The following is a 15,082-nucleotide window of genomic DNA, read 5'->3' on the forward strand; positions in this document are numbered from 1 at the left end:
GGAGGAGAAAAAATGACTGGCCAATTCATCGGACAGCTAATCCTGTGGCTCATTGTGACGGTTGTCGTCATCGCCATCATCTATTGGGTGATGCAGTGGCTCTACCGGCGTTCGACAAAGGAAGTCGCCTTTGTCCGTACCGGGTTTCTGGGCGAAAAGGTCGTGATCGACGGGGGTGCGTTCGTCTGGCCGATCATTCACGACATCACACCGGTCAATATGAATACGCTGCCCCTTGCCGTCACCCGCACCCGCGAGCAGGCGCTGATCACAAAAGACCGGATGCGCATCGACGTGGAAGCCGAGTTTTATGTGCGTGTCCGCGCCGACAGGACGTCGGTCGCCATGGCCGCGTCCACTTTGGGGCGCAGAACGCTGGAAGCTGAAAACCTGCATGGTCTCTTGTCGGGAAAGTTCGAAAGTGCGCTGCGTGCTGTGGCCGCGGAAATGGAAATGGGCGAAATGCACGAAAGTCGCAACGCCTATGTGTTGCGGGTCAAGGAACTTGCCCAGGAAGACCTCGAGAAGAACGGTCTGGAACTCGAAAGCGTCGCGATCATCGACATCGACCAGACGGCGCTGGAATATTTCAACCCGTCAAACCGCTTTGACGCCGAAGGCCTCACGTCCCTGATCAGAGATATCGAGGAGCGCCGCAAGTTGCGCAACGACATCGAGCAAGACTCGATGATCAAAATTCGGTCCCGCAATCTGGAAGCCGAAAAGCAGGTTCTGAACATCGAGCGGGAAAGCGAAGAAGCGCGCCTTACGCAGGAACGCGACGTCGAAACCCGCCGCGCACAGCAACGCGCGGAATTGGCCCGCGAACGGGCTGAACGCGAGACCGAAGCCGAATCCGCACAAATCACGGCGCAGGAAGCGATCGAAAAAGCCCGAATTGCAAATGGGCGCGCCGTCGCAGAAGCCCGGATCAACTCGGAGCGTGATGTGCGTGCGCGTGAAATAGCACAGAAAAAAGAGAATGACGCCGAAGAGATCGCGGCCAGGGAAGCCACCGAAACCGCGCGTATTCTGCAAGAACGCGCTGTCAACGAAGCGCGCATTCAAAACGAGCAAGAGACCCAATCCAAGGAAATTGCGCGACAGCGCGCCATCGACGAGGCGGAAATCGCAGCACGTGAGGCGACCGAGCGCGCGCGGATCGAACAGGAAAGAACGCTGTCCGAGGCACGCATCGGCAAGGAACGCGATACACAATCGCTGGAAATTGAGCGCCAAAAGCTGGTCCGCGATGCCGAGATAGCCGCCAACGAGGCCAACGAAAAGCGCCGCATGTCACAGGATTTGTTGTTGGCGCAAACCCGTATCAAGGGCGAAGAAGACATTCGCCAGCGCGAGATTGCGCGGCAGCAATCGTTGGACGAGGCGGAGATTGCGGCACGCGAAACGGTGGAGCGGCTGCGCATTCTTCAGGACGCACAGATCAACGAAGCGCGGATCGGCGAAGACCGACGCATTCGCGAACTTGAGATTGCCCGCAAGCAAGCCATCGAAGCTGCCGAGATCGCGGCGGAAGAAGCCGTGGAAGCCGCAAGAATTGCCCGTGAGAAGCAAATTGCAGCGACCCGTATCGATGCCGATGGTGAGACGACATCACGCGAGATCGCCCGCAATCGGGCCGTTGACGAGGCACGCGTTGCGGCCGACGAAGCCGTGGAGCAAGCGAGGATCGCTCAAAAACGCGCTCTGGAGGCAGAACGGATTGCCGCAGATCAGCATGTACGGGCCAAGGAAATCGACAAGGAACAAAAAATCGAGACCGCGGAGATTGCAAGACGCGAGGCCATCGAAACCGCGCGTGTCGCTTCGGAACTGGCGCTTGAGCAAGAACGCATCGCCAGTCAGAAAGCACGCGAAGTGACCGATATCGAGCGTCGCCGGGTCGTGGAACAAGCCGAAGAGCAACGCGTCGTGGAACTTGCAGAAACCAAGTCGCAACGTGCGGCCGCTGAGGCAACCGTCAGATCGGCACAAATCGAAGCCGAGCGCGCAATCGAAGCCGCCGAAGTGGCCCGCGACAAAGCCATTCAAGCCGCCAAACTCGAGCGCCGCCGCGCGTTGGAGCAGCTTGAGGTTGCCCGCGTCCAAACCTTGCGCGAAGCAGAAATCGCAAGTCAGGAGGAAATCGAACGCGCCCGTGTCGCCTCGGAACGTGGGCTGGACGAGATCCGCATCAGCCACGAAACCGTACGCCGACAATTGGAAGTCGGTCGCGAACGCAACGTGGAAACCGCCCAGATGGACAAGGCCATTGCGCTCTACCAGAAATCCCTGGAAGAAAGTGCGGCCCGTGCGGAAGCGGACGCCGCCCGCGCCAATGCAGCGGTCGCCGAAGAGAAGGTCAAGACGGTGCGGGAGACCGAAGCGGCAAGCCGCAGGAAGTCTGTCGATGTCATGATGGCGGAGAAAGCCGCAGAAGAAGCAAGACTGGCAGCCCAGGCAGAACAGGTACGCGCCGCCGTCCACGCAGAGGCACAAAAGCTCATCAACGAAGCCGAAAACGTGCTGACCGATCCCGCACGCAGTTCTCTCTTCCGCCGGAAGCTGTTGGAGCACGTCGAAGGGATCGTTACGGCATCGGTCAAGCCGCTTGAAAAGATCCAGGATATTCGGATCATGCAGCTTGACGGCATCACCGGAGGCGGCGGCAAAAGCGACGGCAGCCCAACGGATGAAGTCATAAACTCGGCCCTGCGTTACCGTGTACAGGCGCCTTTGATCGACTCACTTTTGTCTGACATCGGCATTGAAGGGGGCGGCATCACCAAGCAAGGCGGGCTGATCCGCGAAGCTTCGGATATGCAACGCATCACGGATGCGATGCGCAAGGCGGGAGACAACGGCGGCACCCCGCCGGATGACACGCCAAAGCCTGATCCCAAGGGGAACAAATAGATGCCCCGTGTCTATACATCATCGGTGATCCAGGCCCCCGTGGCCAAAGTCTGGGAGCGGGTCCGAGATTTCAATGCTTTGCCGCGCTGGCACCCTCGGATCCGTGACAGCAGGATCGAAGGCGGAGAGCCACCGGACCGTGTCGGATGCATTCGGGATTTCCACCTGCAAAACGGCGAACGCATTCGCGAAAAGTTGTTGGGTCTCAGCGATTACGACATGTTCTGCACCTATGCGATCCTCGAAAGCCCGATGCCGCTGACGGATTACGTCGCTACATTGCGGCTCACGCCGATCACCGATGGCGACTGGACCTTTGCGGAATGGACCGCCGAGTTTGACTGTGCCGAAGACGACGCGGAAGGGTTGGTGACAGGCATTGGCACCGACGTTTTCCAAGCCGGATTTTCCGCGCTGAAAAGAAGTTTGGCGAACTGATCATGATAAAGGTTTTCAAAAGCACTGTTTTGAATGCTCCGGTTGAAGCTGTCTGGGATGTCCTGCGCGATTTCAATGGCCATGATGCGTGGCACCCTGCGGTTGCGGACAGTGTGATTGATCGCGGCCATCCCACGGACAAGGTGGGCTGCGTACGCCGGTTCCATCTGGTGGATGGGTCTGAACTGCGTGAACAATTGCTGACTCTGTCGGATGCGGACATGGCTTTCAGCTACTGCCTTCTTGAGACGCCTGTGCCGCTTCTGAACTATGTGGCGCATGTTAGGCTTGCCCCGGTGACCGACGGGGATCAGACTTTCTGGCTTTGGGAAAGTCGCTTTGACACACCGGAAGGCCGTGAGACCGAGCTGCATGATATGGTGGCCGAGAACATTTACCAAAGCGGCTTCGACGCGGTGCGCGCACATCTGGGTTTGGAGGGCACATGACCACAGTCGAGACCTATGCAACACTGGACGACGCCGCGCGGGCGATGGGAAGCGATGCAGCCTATTTGGCGGGCGGTACACTGTTGATGCGCGCTGTCAACGAAGGCAACGCGCCCGACCGTCTGGTGCGGTTGAACAATCCGAACCCCAAGGAGTTTCGCAGTTCCGGTGACAAGCTGATCCTGGGAGCCGGGCTGACGATGGCCGGAGTTCTGAGCCTTCGAGAGTTGGATTTTTTGCACCCGGTCGCACGTGTCATCGGTGGCCCTCAAATCCGCAACATGGCTACAGTGGTCGGAAACCTGTTCGCCGAACATCCTTACGGAGATTTTGCCACCGCCCTTCTCGCACTGGGGGCGCAAGTCGTTCCTGTCGGTCAAGGGAGCCCGCGACCAGTCGAAGACATCTTCCGCGACAGAAGCCGCGTGGGGCTGATCTCGTCCGTCGAGTTTCACCGTCCAAGAGACCCGCGTGCATTCGGTTTTCTGAAAGTGAGCCGGGTCAAGCCCAAGGGTGTTTCGGTTCTGTCCATCGCTGCCCTTCTGCCCCGCGAAGGCGGCCGCATTCGCGGCGCACGGATTGCATTTGGGGCCATGGGCGCAACGCCCCTTCGATCTGCCGGCGCTGAACGCGCCCTCGAAGGACAATCGCTGGACGCAACCAGTATCGACCGCGCAGCGGCGGCGGCAATTGAAGGACTGGACCCCCCAACCGATCAGATTGCCTCGGCTTGGTATCGTCGGGAAGTGGCAGGCGTGCATTTGAAACGCCTATTGACCGGGATGGAGCGCATCTGATGGCAAGAACACCCGTTACGTTTAACCTCAACGGCAGCCCTAAGGCAGCATTTGCGAACCCGGGGCAGAACCTGCTCGATTTTTTGCGCCGCGATGTCGGGGATCTGACACCAAAGTTTGGCTGCGGTCAGGGCACCTGTGGCGCCTGCACCGTGACAATCAACGGTCAGACCCAGCTTGCCTGTCTTGTATTGGCTGAAGCCGTCAACGGGCAAGACGTCCGCACCGCAGGAGGGCTTGGACAGGGTGCCACCCTCGACCCGCTGCAAGAGTCGTTCATGGATCATTTCGCCGCACAATGCGGTTATTGTACGCCGGGTATGCTGGTGTCGGCGCGCGCCCTTCTGGATCAAAACCCGCGCCCCACTCGTGACGAGGTGATCGAAGCAATCTCGGGCAACCTGTGCCGCTGTACCGGTTATGAGCCGATCATCACAGCAATTCTGGCCGTTGCCGAAGGGAGGGAACGGGCATGAAAAACATGACAACTGACGGTCCGATGGTGGAGTTTCGCAAAGACCTCTTTGCCGATGAGAGAGACGACAACCTCAATGAGGTCGGCAAGCCGACCCGACGTCAGGATATTCGTGGGCATGTCACAGGGCGATCGCCATTTTTCGACGATCATCTCTTCAATGGTCTGTTGCACATGCGCTGCGCACGCTCGCCGCACCATCACGCGCGGATCCGGCGGGTTGATACAACTGCCGCCGAGCGGATGCCCGGTGTCGTGCGCGTGCTGACCGGACGGGACGTGCCAGTCAATCTGAATACGCTGTTATCGCTTCTCGATTTCGGTCTCGATGACGAACCCATTCTGTCGGAGACCAAGGTTGCCTACAAAGGTGAACCCGTGGCCGCAGTCATCGCAGAAACAGAGGCCGAGGCGCGCGCCGCAGCCGCAGCCGTGCACGTGGATTGGGAGGTTCTGCCTCATGTCCTCGACGTTGAAGAGGCAGTGAAACCGGGGGCTCCGGCCGTTCTCGATATCTATCCCAACAACAAATTCGTCTATCACGGGAAATATGATCACCAGAAATTGCGTTTTGGCGATGTGGATGCCGCGTTCAAAACGGCCGATCACATTGTCGAAGGGCGCTATCAGATGTCGCCCATCGAACAGGCTCCGATCGAAACCTGTGGCGCAATCGCGGCCCCCGAACAGAACGACCGCTATGTTTGCTATACCTCGACGCAAGCGCTTTTCTTTTCGCTTGGGACTGCCGCCAAGGTTTTGACGCTCCCCTCATCGCGACTGCATTTTATTGGCGGCACGGTCGGTGGGGGCTTTGGCGGCAAGGTCGATTCCATCCATGAGCCTCTGGCGATATTGGGCACGATGCTGACAGGGCGACCCGTGAAATATGCCTGGGACCGCGCAGAAGAGATGCAGGTGGGCGCCCCGCGCGGGGCGGAACGGTGGTACATCACGGACGGCGTCATGGCCGATGGCCGTATCGTGGCGCGCAAATTCACCGGGTATTTCGATGCAGGCGCTTACACCCGTCTGTCATCTTATGCGATCATCAAAGGTGTGGGTCATTTGCCCGGCCCGTACACGATCCCGAATGTCTATGCCGACGTCTATTGCGTTTACACAAATCGAACACCCGCCACCGCCATGCGTGGGTTCGGCATCACCGGAGTCGACTTTTCCATCGAAGCCCATATGGACAAGGTGGCCGAAACGGTTGGCATGAACCCGATCGAGCTACGCATTCTGAACGCCTACCGCGATGGCGACATGAAGGCGCACCGGCGCGAGGCCAAGAACTGCGCCTTGATTGAATGCGCGCAGGTTGTCGCGGAAAAGGCTGGCGTGACGATCTCGCCCGCGTTGAAAGCGGCAAACTCCCTGACCGGTGGCGGCGGAGATCGTGGCGCACTTCCAGTTTTCACCGCAACCGATTCAGAGGGCCGCGTCGAAGGGTTCACTGCCACCAGCTATGCGAAGAAAGGGGGGGGCTCCGGCCCGGAAAATCTGCCGCCGGTGGCGCTTCGGCCAACCGCCGCGCAACCGGCAACACGCCCTGCGCCGCAACCACGTGTCGAGACCGCTCGTCCAGCGCCGCAGGCCGCCGCACCAGACAACCCTCGCCCTTCCGAGCCAGCAGATCAGACACAAAAGAAACCCGCACGATCGGGCGCGATGCGGTTTTCATCCCTCTCCGGCTTCAGGAGGCGCTGATGGCAATCCACAAAGGCCGCGGTTTTGCGGCAATCAATTACCCCATAGGCATGAACCTCGGCGGCGACCCGTCCCAGGCGCTGGTGCACTCCAACCCGGATGGCAAATTCACGGTCGCGCTTTCCGCCATTGATCTGGGGCAGGGGATGAAGTCCGTCACACGTCAGATTGCGGCCGAAACCCTCGGCGTGCCGATCGAAGACGTGTACGTCGACACTGCCGACAGCGATACGGGGCCCCACGACATGGGATCGTTTGCCAGTCGCGGGACACACCGGATGGGCAACGCCGTCATCCGCGCCTCGGAAGAAGCACGCCAGGTGATGCTGGAAGCCGCAGCCGAAGAACTTGAAGTCGATGCAGGCGATCTGGTCACGGACGGCAAAGGCAGCATCCATGTCCGCGGCGCGCCGTCGCGATCGATCACCACGATGGCTGCCGCGCAGGCGGCTCAATTCCGGCAAGGGCGCACCATTGCAGGGCGAGGCATCTTTCTGGTGCCACTCTCGGAAGTCGATCCGGAAACCGGCGAAATGTCACCTGTCACCACGTTTGCCCATGCCGCCATGCTTGTGACGGTCGAGGTTGACGACGAAACCGGCGAAGTTGCCGTCACGGACATGCAATCGGCCTACGAAGTCGGTCGGGCGCTGAACCCCAAACTGGTCGAACAGCAATTGCGGGGTGGTGCATGGATGGGCATGAGTCATGCCGCTTGGGAAACGACCGAACCCTACTATCCCGCGCGCGATCATGGCCCCGAAGACTTCAACACCTACCTGATGCCGGGGCCGGGCGATCTGGCGCCGCACCATATCAGCGTTTTGGAGCGACCAGCCGCCGATGGACCTTACGGCGGCAAAGGGCCGGGCGAGATGTGCGCCAACCCTGTGCTGCCCGCGGTGGTCAACGCGGTTTATGATGCGGTTGGTGTCCGGATTGATGAGTTGCCAGTCACGCCGGAAAAGGTGCTGCGCGGTATTCAGGCCATGGGCGGTGCGAAACCCCGGCAGGCGCTCTGATGACAGTCCGGCGGTCCATACAAGGGATTGACGGGCCAGAACCGCTCGCCCGGTCTCTTGGTGATGCCCAATACATTGCAGATGAAGGGCTTGCGACGGCGGCCTACCTTGCGTTGGCACTGGGCAAGCCGCTTTTGCTCGAAGGTGCGCCTGGCGTGGGTAAAACCGAAGCTGCCAAGGCACTGGCCTCTGTGCTTGGGCGCGAGCTTGTCCGGCTGCAATGCTACGAGGGTATCGACGCGTCCGCCGCGATGTACGAATGGAATTTTCCACGTCAGATGCTGGCCATCCGGCAGGCGGGCGATGACTACGTCAACCTCTATGACGATCAGTTCCTGATCGCGCGGCCGATCCTGCAAGCCTTGGAAGCGCCGCGCGACAGGGTGTTGCTGATCGACGAGATCGACCGGGCAGACCATGAATTCGAAGCGTTCCTGTTGGAATTTCTGTCGGATTTCACCGTCTCGATCCCGGAGCGGGGCACTGTGCGGGCCAGCGAACCGCCTGTTGTCGTGCTGACCTCAAACCGCACCCGCGAATTGCACGAAGCGCTGCGCCGCCGCTGTGTTTATCATTGGATCGACTACCCCGAACCCGAACTGGAAACACGGATCGTAATGATGCGTGCCGCCACCGTGGCAGAAGACACCGCCACACGAGTGGTGCGCGCGGTTGGCGCGTTGCGCGCCGCACCTCTGGCCAAGCCTCCGGGCGTGGCCGAAACCGTCGAGTGGGCCGAGGCAGCAACGCTGCTCAACCAACAAGGGGCTGCCTGGCCGCAAGCCTTTGCCCGGGCCATTGGTGTCGTGCTGAAGGATCAGGATGATCTGGAATTCATGACACCTCAATTGGACGCTTTGCTATCGGAGAGTGCGGCATGATCCCGCGCGCGCTTGATCCGTTCCTGGCCTTTCCGCAGGCGCTGCGGGCAACCGGGTTTCCGGCTTCCCCTGACAGAACAGAAACGTTCCTGACAGCAGTCGGCTTGCTTGGCCCGCGTCGCCTGGCCGATGTGCGCCGCGCCGCGCATGCTGTCTATGGTCCCGGCCCGGACAGGCAAGAATTGTTCGACACGATATTCGATACCGTCTTTCTTGGCCGAAGCATCGCCGCCCCGGCACCGGGCGAGCCCGAAGAATTGCCCCCGAGTTTTGATGCCGGTGCGTTCGAAGACCTGATCGCACCGGAAGACGAAGACCCATCAGGCGGTGAGGCGACTGCCGCAGAACGGTTGTTTGCACGCGAGCTTGCCTCCGGCGATGAGGATGCCCTGTTGCGAACGTTTTCGCGGGCCTTGCCGCGCAGTTTGCCAAAGCGCAGATCGCGACGCCTCGCACCCGGCAACGGACGGCTTGCAGATGCGCGGCGCGCCTTTCGCGACATGCTGCGCCGCGACGGTGAAATAACGCAGTTACCGACACGTCATCGCTTGCCGCGGGAGCGGCGGGTCGTGATGTTGATCGACGTTTCGGGCAGTATGAAGCAGGGCACAGAAGGTGCGCTCCGGCTGGCGCATGCACTGGTTCAGGGCGGCCAACGCGTCGAGTGTTTTACGCTTGGCACCCGCCTCACGCGCGTGACCCGTCCGCTGCGTCACAAAAATCGCGATCAGGCTTTGACGCTGGCGTCCGGGCTCGTGGCGGACTGGGACGGCGGCACGCGGTTGGGCGAAGCCATGGCCGTTTTTCTGAGCATTCCACGTTTTGCAGCACACACGCGCGGCGCACTTGTGATCATCGTATCCGATGGCCTGGAACGCGGTGGGCCCGAAGCGCTCATTGCGTCGACTCAGCGTCTGAAATCGCTGGCGTGGTCCGTGCTCTGGCTGTCGCCGCTGGCCGCTGATCCGGCCTTTCGCCCGGAAACCGGGGCGATGAAGGCGATCTTGCCAATGCTTGACCGGCTGGGAGACGGCAGCACGCCACCTGCCATAGCGGCGGAAATACTGGACTTTGCCAAGGGAGCGCGCCGGTGAATGTCGTAGATGCACATTTCCATGTCTGGCGGCAACGCGACCTGCCGTGGCTCGACGGGCCGATGCAACCGCGCATTTTCGGACCCTACGAGCCGATCCGCAGGGATTATCCCATGTCGGAATACCTAGAGGATATCGACGGGACGGGTGTCACCAAATCGGTTTATGTGCAGGCCAACTGGCCTACGGATCGAGCCGAAGAAGAGGCCAACTGGATCGAAACGCTGGTGTCTGAAACCGGGTGGCCGCATGGTCTGGTGGCTTATGCCGATATGACCGTGTCTGATGTGCGTCGCAGTCTTGATCGTTTGATGCGCTTCCCGCGCTTGCGGGGCATTCGCCAGCAATTCCATTGGCATGATAACCCGGTTTACCGTTTTGCACCGCACGCCGATCTCTGCGTTGATCCGGTCGTGCAGCGCAATGTGGCCCGATTGGCCGACTATAACCTGGTCTTCGACCTTCAGGTCTTTGCACCGCAGATGGCAGGGGCCTGCGTTTTGGCCGATGCCTGCCCCGATGTGACGTTTGTGCTACAGCATGCAGGCATGCTGGAAGATGTCTCTGATGCGGGCCGCGCTGCATGGCGTGTGGCCATGACGGAACTGGCGGGCCGACCTAATGTCGTCGCGAAACTGTCAGGGTTCGGGACATTTCAGCACCGTTTGGACCCCGATCTCATTCAGTGGCTCACGTCCGAGGCCGTGGCGATGTTCGGTGCCGACAGATGCCTGTGGGGTTCGAATTTCCCAATAGAAAAACTCTGGACCGACTACAGTGCGCTTTTCACCGCACATCGCGCCGCTGCGGGCGGGCTGAGTGATGCGGAACAACAAGCAATTTTCAACGACACGGCCTGCCGTGTCTATCGACTGAAATAACAGGGAGGGCGATGCAATGGGCTTGGAAATCAAAATTCTCGACTACGGGGATATTGAGCTGGAATCGAGTTTTCTGGTGCTCGCGCGCGATTGCGGGCGCACACGCCGGGTGCCGGTTTACGGTTTTCTGATCCTTGGCGGTCAGTACCCCATCGTCGTCGACACCGGCTATCGCGACAATGCGATCATGGAGACGCTGGGGATGCGCGGCTTGCAATTCCACGAGAACATGATCGAAAGGCAGTTGGCCAACCACGGCGTCAAACCCGGCGATGTGCGCTATGTCCTGCATACCCATCTGCATATTGATCACGCAGGCAAAGACGATCATTTCTCGATGAATACGACGGTCGTCATAAACCGCCGAGAGCTTGAATATTCCGTCTCGGGCCTTATGCACCCGCAATATCCGAAACCCGATATCATTCATCTTGTCGAGCGTCTCCATCACCCCGGCGCCTTGCGTCTTGAGGATCTTGAAATCTCTGGACCCGTTGAACTCATGCCGGGCGTCTTTCTGGAAGCGGCAGGCGCGCATACAGAAGGGTCGATGAACGTACATGTCGATACCGATGCCGGCCGCGCGACGATTTGCGGCGATGTCATTTATGACTTCAATGACCAGATCATTGATCCGGTGCACTCCTTTGGCCCCGAAGAATATCAGGTGACCGGAAACCACGGCAATACCAAGCGTCAGGAGAAAGGGGCGATCCGCAAGCTCATGTATTCGGACGCAAAATTCCTCCTGCCCATCCACGACAAGCCGGCGATGATCGAGAACGGGCGCGTTGTTGGTCGGTTGGATATGGTCATTCCCGGCCCCGTGAGCCAGTCCGTGCCCCGCCGCGACTGGTTCCCCGCCTGAGGAGAATGGCATGGCACATGACGCCCTCGACCCCGCATTCAACCATTTGATCGACGCAAACGCACCCGTTCGGCAAGCAGGTTCGGGCTTTACCTTTACAGAAGGTCCGATTTGGCACCCGGTCGAACACTACCTCTTGTTTTCTGACATGCCGGGAGATGTACGGCGCCGTCTGGACCGTTCAGGTGTGCGGGATGTCCTCAGCCCATCCCACAAGGGAAATGGCATGACATACGATGCCGACCTCAACCTGTTGGTGTGCGAACACGCGACGTCGAGCGTGACAAGATTGCGCCCGGATGGTCGTCGCGAAGTTCTCGCAACCGACTTTGACGGACGCGAATTGAATTCCCCAAATGACATCGTGGTCAAATCCGACGGGTCGATCTGGTTTACGGATCCCTGGTATGGGCGGATGCCCGTGTTTGGGGTTGAACGGCCCCGCGATCTGGGCTGGCAAGGCGTATTCCGGCTGCCTCCGAACCATATCCCGGGTGACGAGCCGCAACTTGTCGTCGATCGCTATCTGTTTACCATGCCCAACGGCTTGTGCTTTTCACCGGACGAGACCTTGCTTTACATCAACGACACCGAGCAAGCCAACATCCGTGTTTTTGATGTCGATGGCGGTGGCAAGCTTTCCAACGGTCGGGTGTTTGCCGCCAGCATCCGGGACAGTCTGAAACCCGGCGTTCCGGATGGCATGAAATGCGATACACAAGGCAACGTCTGGGTCACGGCTCCGGGCGGCCTTTGGGTCTATGCGCCGACGGGACACCTGATCGGCAAGGTTTCGATCCCCGAACTGGCCGCCAATCTGCATTGGGGCGGGGAAGACTGGCGGACCCTCTATGTTGCCGCCACGACAAGCGTGTACGCGCTGCCTGTCAAAATCGGCCCGCGCAACGAACCGTTCATGCACTCCCGCAAAAGAGCCGCTGCGAAGCCCGCTTCGCCCCCGGCAAACGGGTCGGAGGAGCCTCTCAGGCTGGACGCAACACGCTGCGCCTTGATCATTCAGGACATGCAGAATGACGTCGTCATGGACGGCGGAGCCTTTGCGGCCTCGGGCAGCCCGCAACATTGCCGGGATCAGAACGCCATCGCCAACGTCATGCGACTGGCCGCGCGGTGCCGGGAAATAGGTATCCCTGTCATCCACGTTCATTTTCTGGTGAACCCCGGTGCGCCCGGCATGACCTTGAACGCGCCCTTGTTCGAGAGCACCGTTGATGAGAATGCACTCGTGCGTGGCACATGGGGCGGCGCACCGGTCGATGGGCTGGAGCCGCAGCCCGGTGACCACGTCGTCGAAAAGATGCGGATGAGCGCCTGGGAAGGCTCGTCACTTGAGACGGTGCTCAAGGCCGAGGGGCGCGATATCATCATCGAAACCGGTGCATGGACAAACATGTCTATCGAACACACCGCACGCACAGGTGCGGACAAGGGCTATGTCATGGTGATCCCGGAAGACGGTTGTTCGACCATGAACGCAGATTGGCATCGCGCCAGCATTGAATATGCATTGCAGAACGTTTCATTGGTCACAAAGACGGACACCGTGATCGCCGCTTTGACGTGAGGTGGCTTGTTCCAAACGACAACGAACCCGTCTTTGGCTCGGCATCGTAAGTTTGCTGATCATAGGTAGACTAAGTCCGCAGACTGTCGCAGCACGACAGCATTTCGGCGATGTATTCGGCCCAGAGCAGGATGGGTTGGTGTCAGTGTCGTGATCTGGGATTACGGCAATCCCATAATGGCGCTGGGGCAGGGCTATTGATCTGATCATATCCAGTCAGAAGGTGTTTTCCTCGTCGGAGACAAAGCACCTGCCCAGAAGTTTATGGTAAGGCGTTTCGTTTTTGTATATCCGGCGTCGAGCTGGTCTGCGCTGACGCCGGATAGAATTCAATTCAAGCTCTGACCTGCGACGCGACCTTACTGGCGCGCGGTTTGCCAATGGTTACTTTTGGCGCAGAGCGTAGATGGTTTGTGTGAAGGATCATTTTTGAGGCGTTCTGTTGCGCGCGCATTGAGATATGCAACGACCGAAACGAAGGCCAAAGTGCCGAAAGCGAGGACTGTCATCAAAGTTCCCATTGTTATCTCCAAAGTTGCTGATGCGATAATTACGGGACGTCACGGCAATTGGATGAAAAAAACTTTTGAATTCAATGGTATACGCTTGCATACACCCTAAAACGCTTGGATTTTCAGAGCATTGACCCCAACTGTGTCAAGCTGACGCACGCTAGTAAAAAACGACGGCAACCACGAGAAAGAACGCGCCGAACGCAATCCAGCCGAAACTCGCAGAGAGAACGGAGAGCGCGAAAAGAGCTCCAAAAAAGCTGGCTAGTTCGACATATCGCCGACCGCTACTCAGCCCGTTCAAGCGGCGCATTTCCGACTTCATATCCCGCCGCAAAACACGCGACTTGGCATGGGCAAACACCTGAACCAAGGCTTTCTCAATGGAGATCAAGACTGGCGAAGACTGTTTCATGAAACGTAATCTAGCGATAATGCAACGCCGCTCCAACCCTTGTCGCGTGTTCGACCGCGAAAAGGTGGGATTGTCCGTCGAAGCCACCATAAACTCAATGCAGAGCCGTAAGACCCGGACCGCTTCCTGTTCGTAGCTTGGATCTGCTATCTCTACCGAGCCCTGTTGCATGCGCTCGTCCGCGCAAGTTGGGACAACGTGACTGCGACCAATTTTACGCAAATCTAGACATCGTATTCCGATTGAAGTCACCAAAATCACCGCAACCAACGGGATGGTCGAACGGTTCACGGGCATTATGTCCTATCCGCTGAAGAGCTGTGAACGCCGCTGCACCGCTATGACCGATTTTCCTGTCAACAGCATCCGCGACCGGCCGTGGGCGGCAAAATGCCCTTGCAAGCCGTGATCGACTGTCACACTTTGAATCGGGACCATCGAGCAAGAAGTCACAGGTTGGTTCGGGATGTCATGGTTAAACACCAAAATCCAGTCGCGTTCGCCGCGCAGGTGGCTTAAACGGGTCCGCGTGGGCGTTGCGAAAGCAGGACATTTACATGCCAAGGAAACAAAAAAACGTAATCCTGATCAGTTTGGATGACGCCATATCTTATTGGCACTATAAAAATGTATTCGGTGCTGAATTAATAATACCCAATTTGGATCGAATTTGTGAGCAGGCTATCGCATTTACTTCCGCCTATTGCCAATCTCCACTATGCGGACCATCGCGAGCCAGCTTTATGTTTGCTAAACCGCCACATCATACAGGGATATTTGGCAATAAGAGAGATGTGTTCACGAAGGTCCCCCCAACGGAAATCTGGTCCTACAAACTTAAGCAGAATGGCTATTATTGCTCTTCTGGAGGCAAGGTGCACCATGGTTACAAGCCACTCTCTCCAGATGTTCATGAAATTTTATATACGGATATGCGGAAATCGTTTCCCATCGATCTGCAGGGGAATCGCGTTTGGAACTGAAGGCGTGAACGGTCACTCTTGCCTGTGAGGGCGAGATGGATTCTGAAGTGGGG

14 protein-coding genes are annotated in these 15,082 nt (G+C 58.7%); 13 read left to right on the forward strand and 1 reads right to left on the reverse strand.

The genetic code is table 11. The annotated features are described in order from the left end of the window. Window positions 1-12: 12 nt before the first annotated feature. From LC354_RS14810 to LC354_RS14865, 12 genes are read left to right on the forward strand one after another with little or no spacing between them, the layout of a single operon-like run. The gene (locus tag LC354_RS14810; RefSeq protein ID WP_223425089.1) at window positions 13-2,916 is read left to right on the forward strand and encodes a flotillin family protein; all 2,904 of its coding nucleotides are present in this window, start codon (window positions 13-15) and stop codon (window positions 2,914-2,916) included. Beyond that, window positions 2,917-3,354 carry an SRPBCC family protein gene (locus LC354_RS14815; protein ID WP_223425091.1) on the forward strand — a complete coding sequence of 146 codons (438 nt, stop codon included), beginning with the start codon at window positions 2,917-2,919 and terminating at the stop codon, window positions 3,352-3,354. Window positions 3,355-3,356: 2 nt separating this feature from the next. After that, a complete protein-coding gene (locus LC354_RS14820; protein ID WP_223425093.1) occupies window positions 3,357-3,803 on the forward strand; it encodes an SRPBCC family protein in 447 nt (148 codons plus the stop codon). Beyond that, the gene (locus tag LC354_RS14825; protein WP_223425095.1) at window positions 3,800-4,600 is read left to right on the forward strand and encodes an FAD binding domain-containing protein; all 801 of its coding nucleotides are present in this window, start codon (window positions 3,800-3,802) and stop codon (window positions 4,598-4,600) included. The genes LC354_RS14820 and LC354_RS14825 overlap by 4 nt, the downstream gene beginning before the upstream one ends. After that, window positions 4,600-5,076 carry a (2Fe-2S)-binding protein gene (locus tag LC354_RS14830; RefSeq protein WP_223425097.1) on the forward strand — a complete coding sequence of 159 codons (477 nt, stop codon included), beginning with the start codon at window positions 4,600-4,602 and terminating at the stop codon, window positions 5,074-5,076. The genes LC354_RS14825 and LC354_RS14830 overlap by 1 nt, the downstream gene beginning before the upstream one ends. Then, complete coding sequence (locus LC354_RS14835; protein WP_223425099.1) at window positions 5,073-6,788, forward strand: xanthine dehydrogenase family protein molybdopterin-binding subunit; 1,716 nt, start codon at window positions 5,073-5,075, stop codon at window positions 6,786-6,788. The genes LC354_RS14830 and LC354_RS14835 overlap by 4 nt, the downstream gene beginning before the upstream one ends. Beyond that, window positions 6,788-7,810, forward strand: coding sequence for a xanthine dehydrogenase family protein molybdopterin-binding subunit (locus LC354_RS14840; protein ID WP_223425101.1), 1,023 nt, complete (start codon window positions 6,788-6,790; stop codon window positions 7,808-7,810). Before LC354_RS14835 ends, LC354_RS14840 begins: the two co-directional genes overlap by 1 nt. After that, window positions 7,810-8,691 carry an AAA family ATPase gene (locus tag LC354_RS14845; protein WP_223425103.1) on the forward strand — a complete coding sequence of 294 codons (882 nt, stop codon included), beginning with the start codon at window positions 7,810-7,812 and terminating at the stop codon, window positions 8,689-8,691. The genes LC354_RS14840 and LC354_RS14845 overlap by 1 nt, the downstream gene beginning before the upstream one ends. Next, the gene (locus tag LC354_RS14850; protein WP_223425104.1) at window positions 8,688-9,785 is read left to right on the forward strand and encodes a vWA domain-containing protein; all 1,098 of its coding nucleotides are present in this window, start codon (window positions 8,688-8,690) and stop codon (window positions 9,783-9,785) included. Before LC354_RS14845 ends, LC354_RS14850 begins: the two co-directional genes overlap by 4 nt. Further along, window positions 9,782-10,666, forward strand: coding sequence for an amidohydrolase family protein (locus tag LC354_RS14855; protein WP_223425106.1), 885 nt, complete (start codon window positions 9,782-9,784; stop codon window positions 10,664-10,666). Before LC354_RS14850 ends, LC354_RS14855 begins: the two co-directional genes overlap by 4 nt. A 16-nt stretch (window positions 10,667-10,682) precedes the next feature. Then, the gene (locus LC354_RS14860) at window positions 10,683-11,534 is read left to right on the forward strand and encodes an N-acyl homoserine lactonase family protein (protein WP_223425108.1); all 852 of its coding nucleotides are present in this window, start codon (window positions 10,683-10,685) and stop codon (window positions 11,532-11,534) included. Between the two features lie 10 nt (window positions 11,535-11,544). After that, window positions 11,545-13,119, forward strand: a complete 1,575-nt coding sequence (locus tag LC354_RS14865) for an isochorismatase family protein (RefSeq protein WP_223425109.1) — start codon at window positions 11,545-11,547, stop codon at window positions 13,117-13,119. Between the two features lie 672 nt (window positions 13,120-13,791). On the opposite strand, the gene LC354_RS14870 is transcribed toward LC354_RS14865, so the two are convergent. Further along, window positions 13,792-14,337, reverse strand: coding sequence for a hypothetical protein (locus LC354_RS14870; RefSeq protein ID WP_223425111.1), 546 nt, complete (start codon window positions 14,335-14,337; stop codon window positions 13,792-13,794). Between the two features lie 266 nt (window positions 14,338-14,603). Between LC354_RS14870 and LC354_RS28010 the strand changes: the two genes are divergently transcribed. After that, complete coding sequence (locus LC354_RS28010) at window positions 14,604-15,029, forward strand: sulfatase-like hydrolase/transferase (protein WP_223425113.1); 426 nt, start codon at window positions 14,604-14,606, stop codon at window positions 15,027-15,029. The last annotated feature ends 53 nt before the right edge of the window (window positions 15,030-15,082 follow it).

Source organism: Tateyamaria pelophila, assembly GCF_019966495.1.
Lineage (GTDB): Bacteria > Pseudomonadota > Alphaproteobacteria > Rhodobacterales > Rhodobacteraceae > Tateyamaria > Tateyamaria pelophila.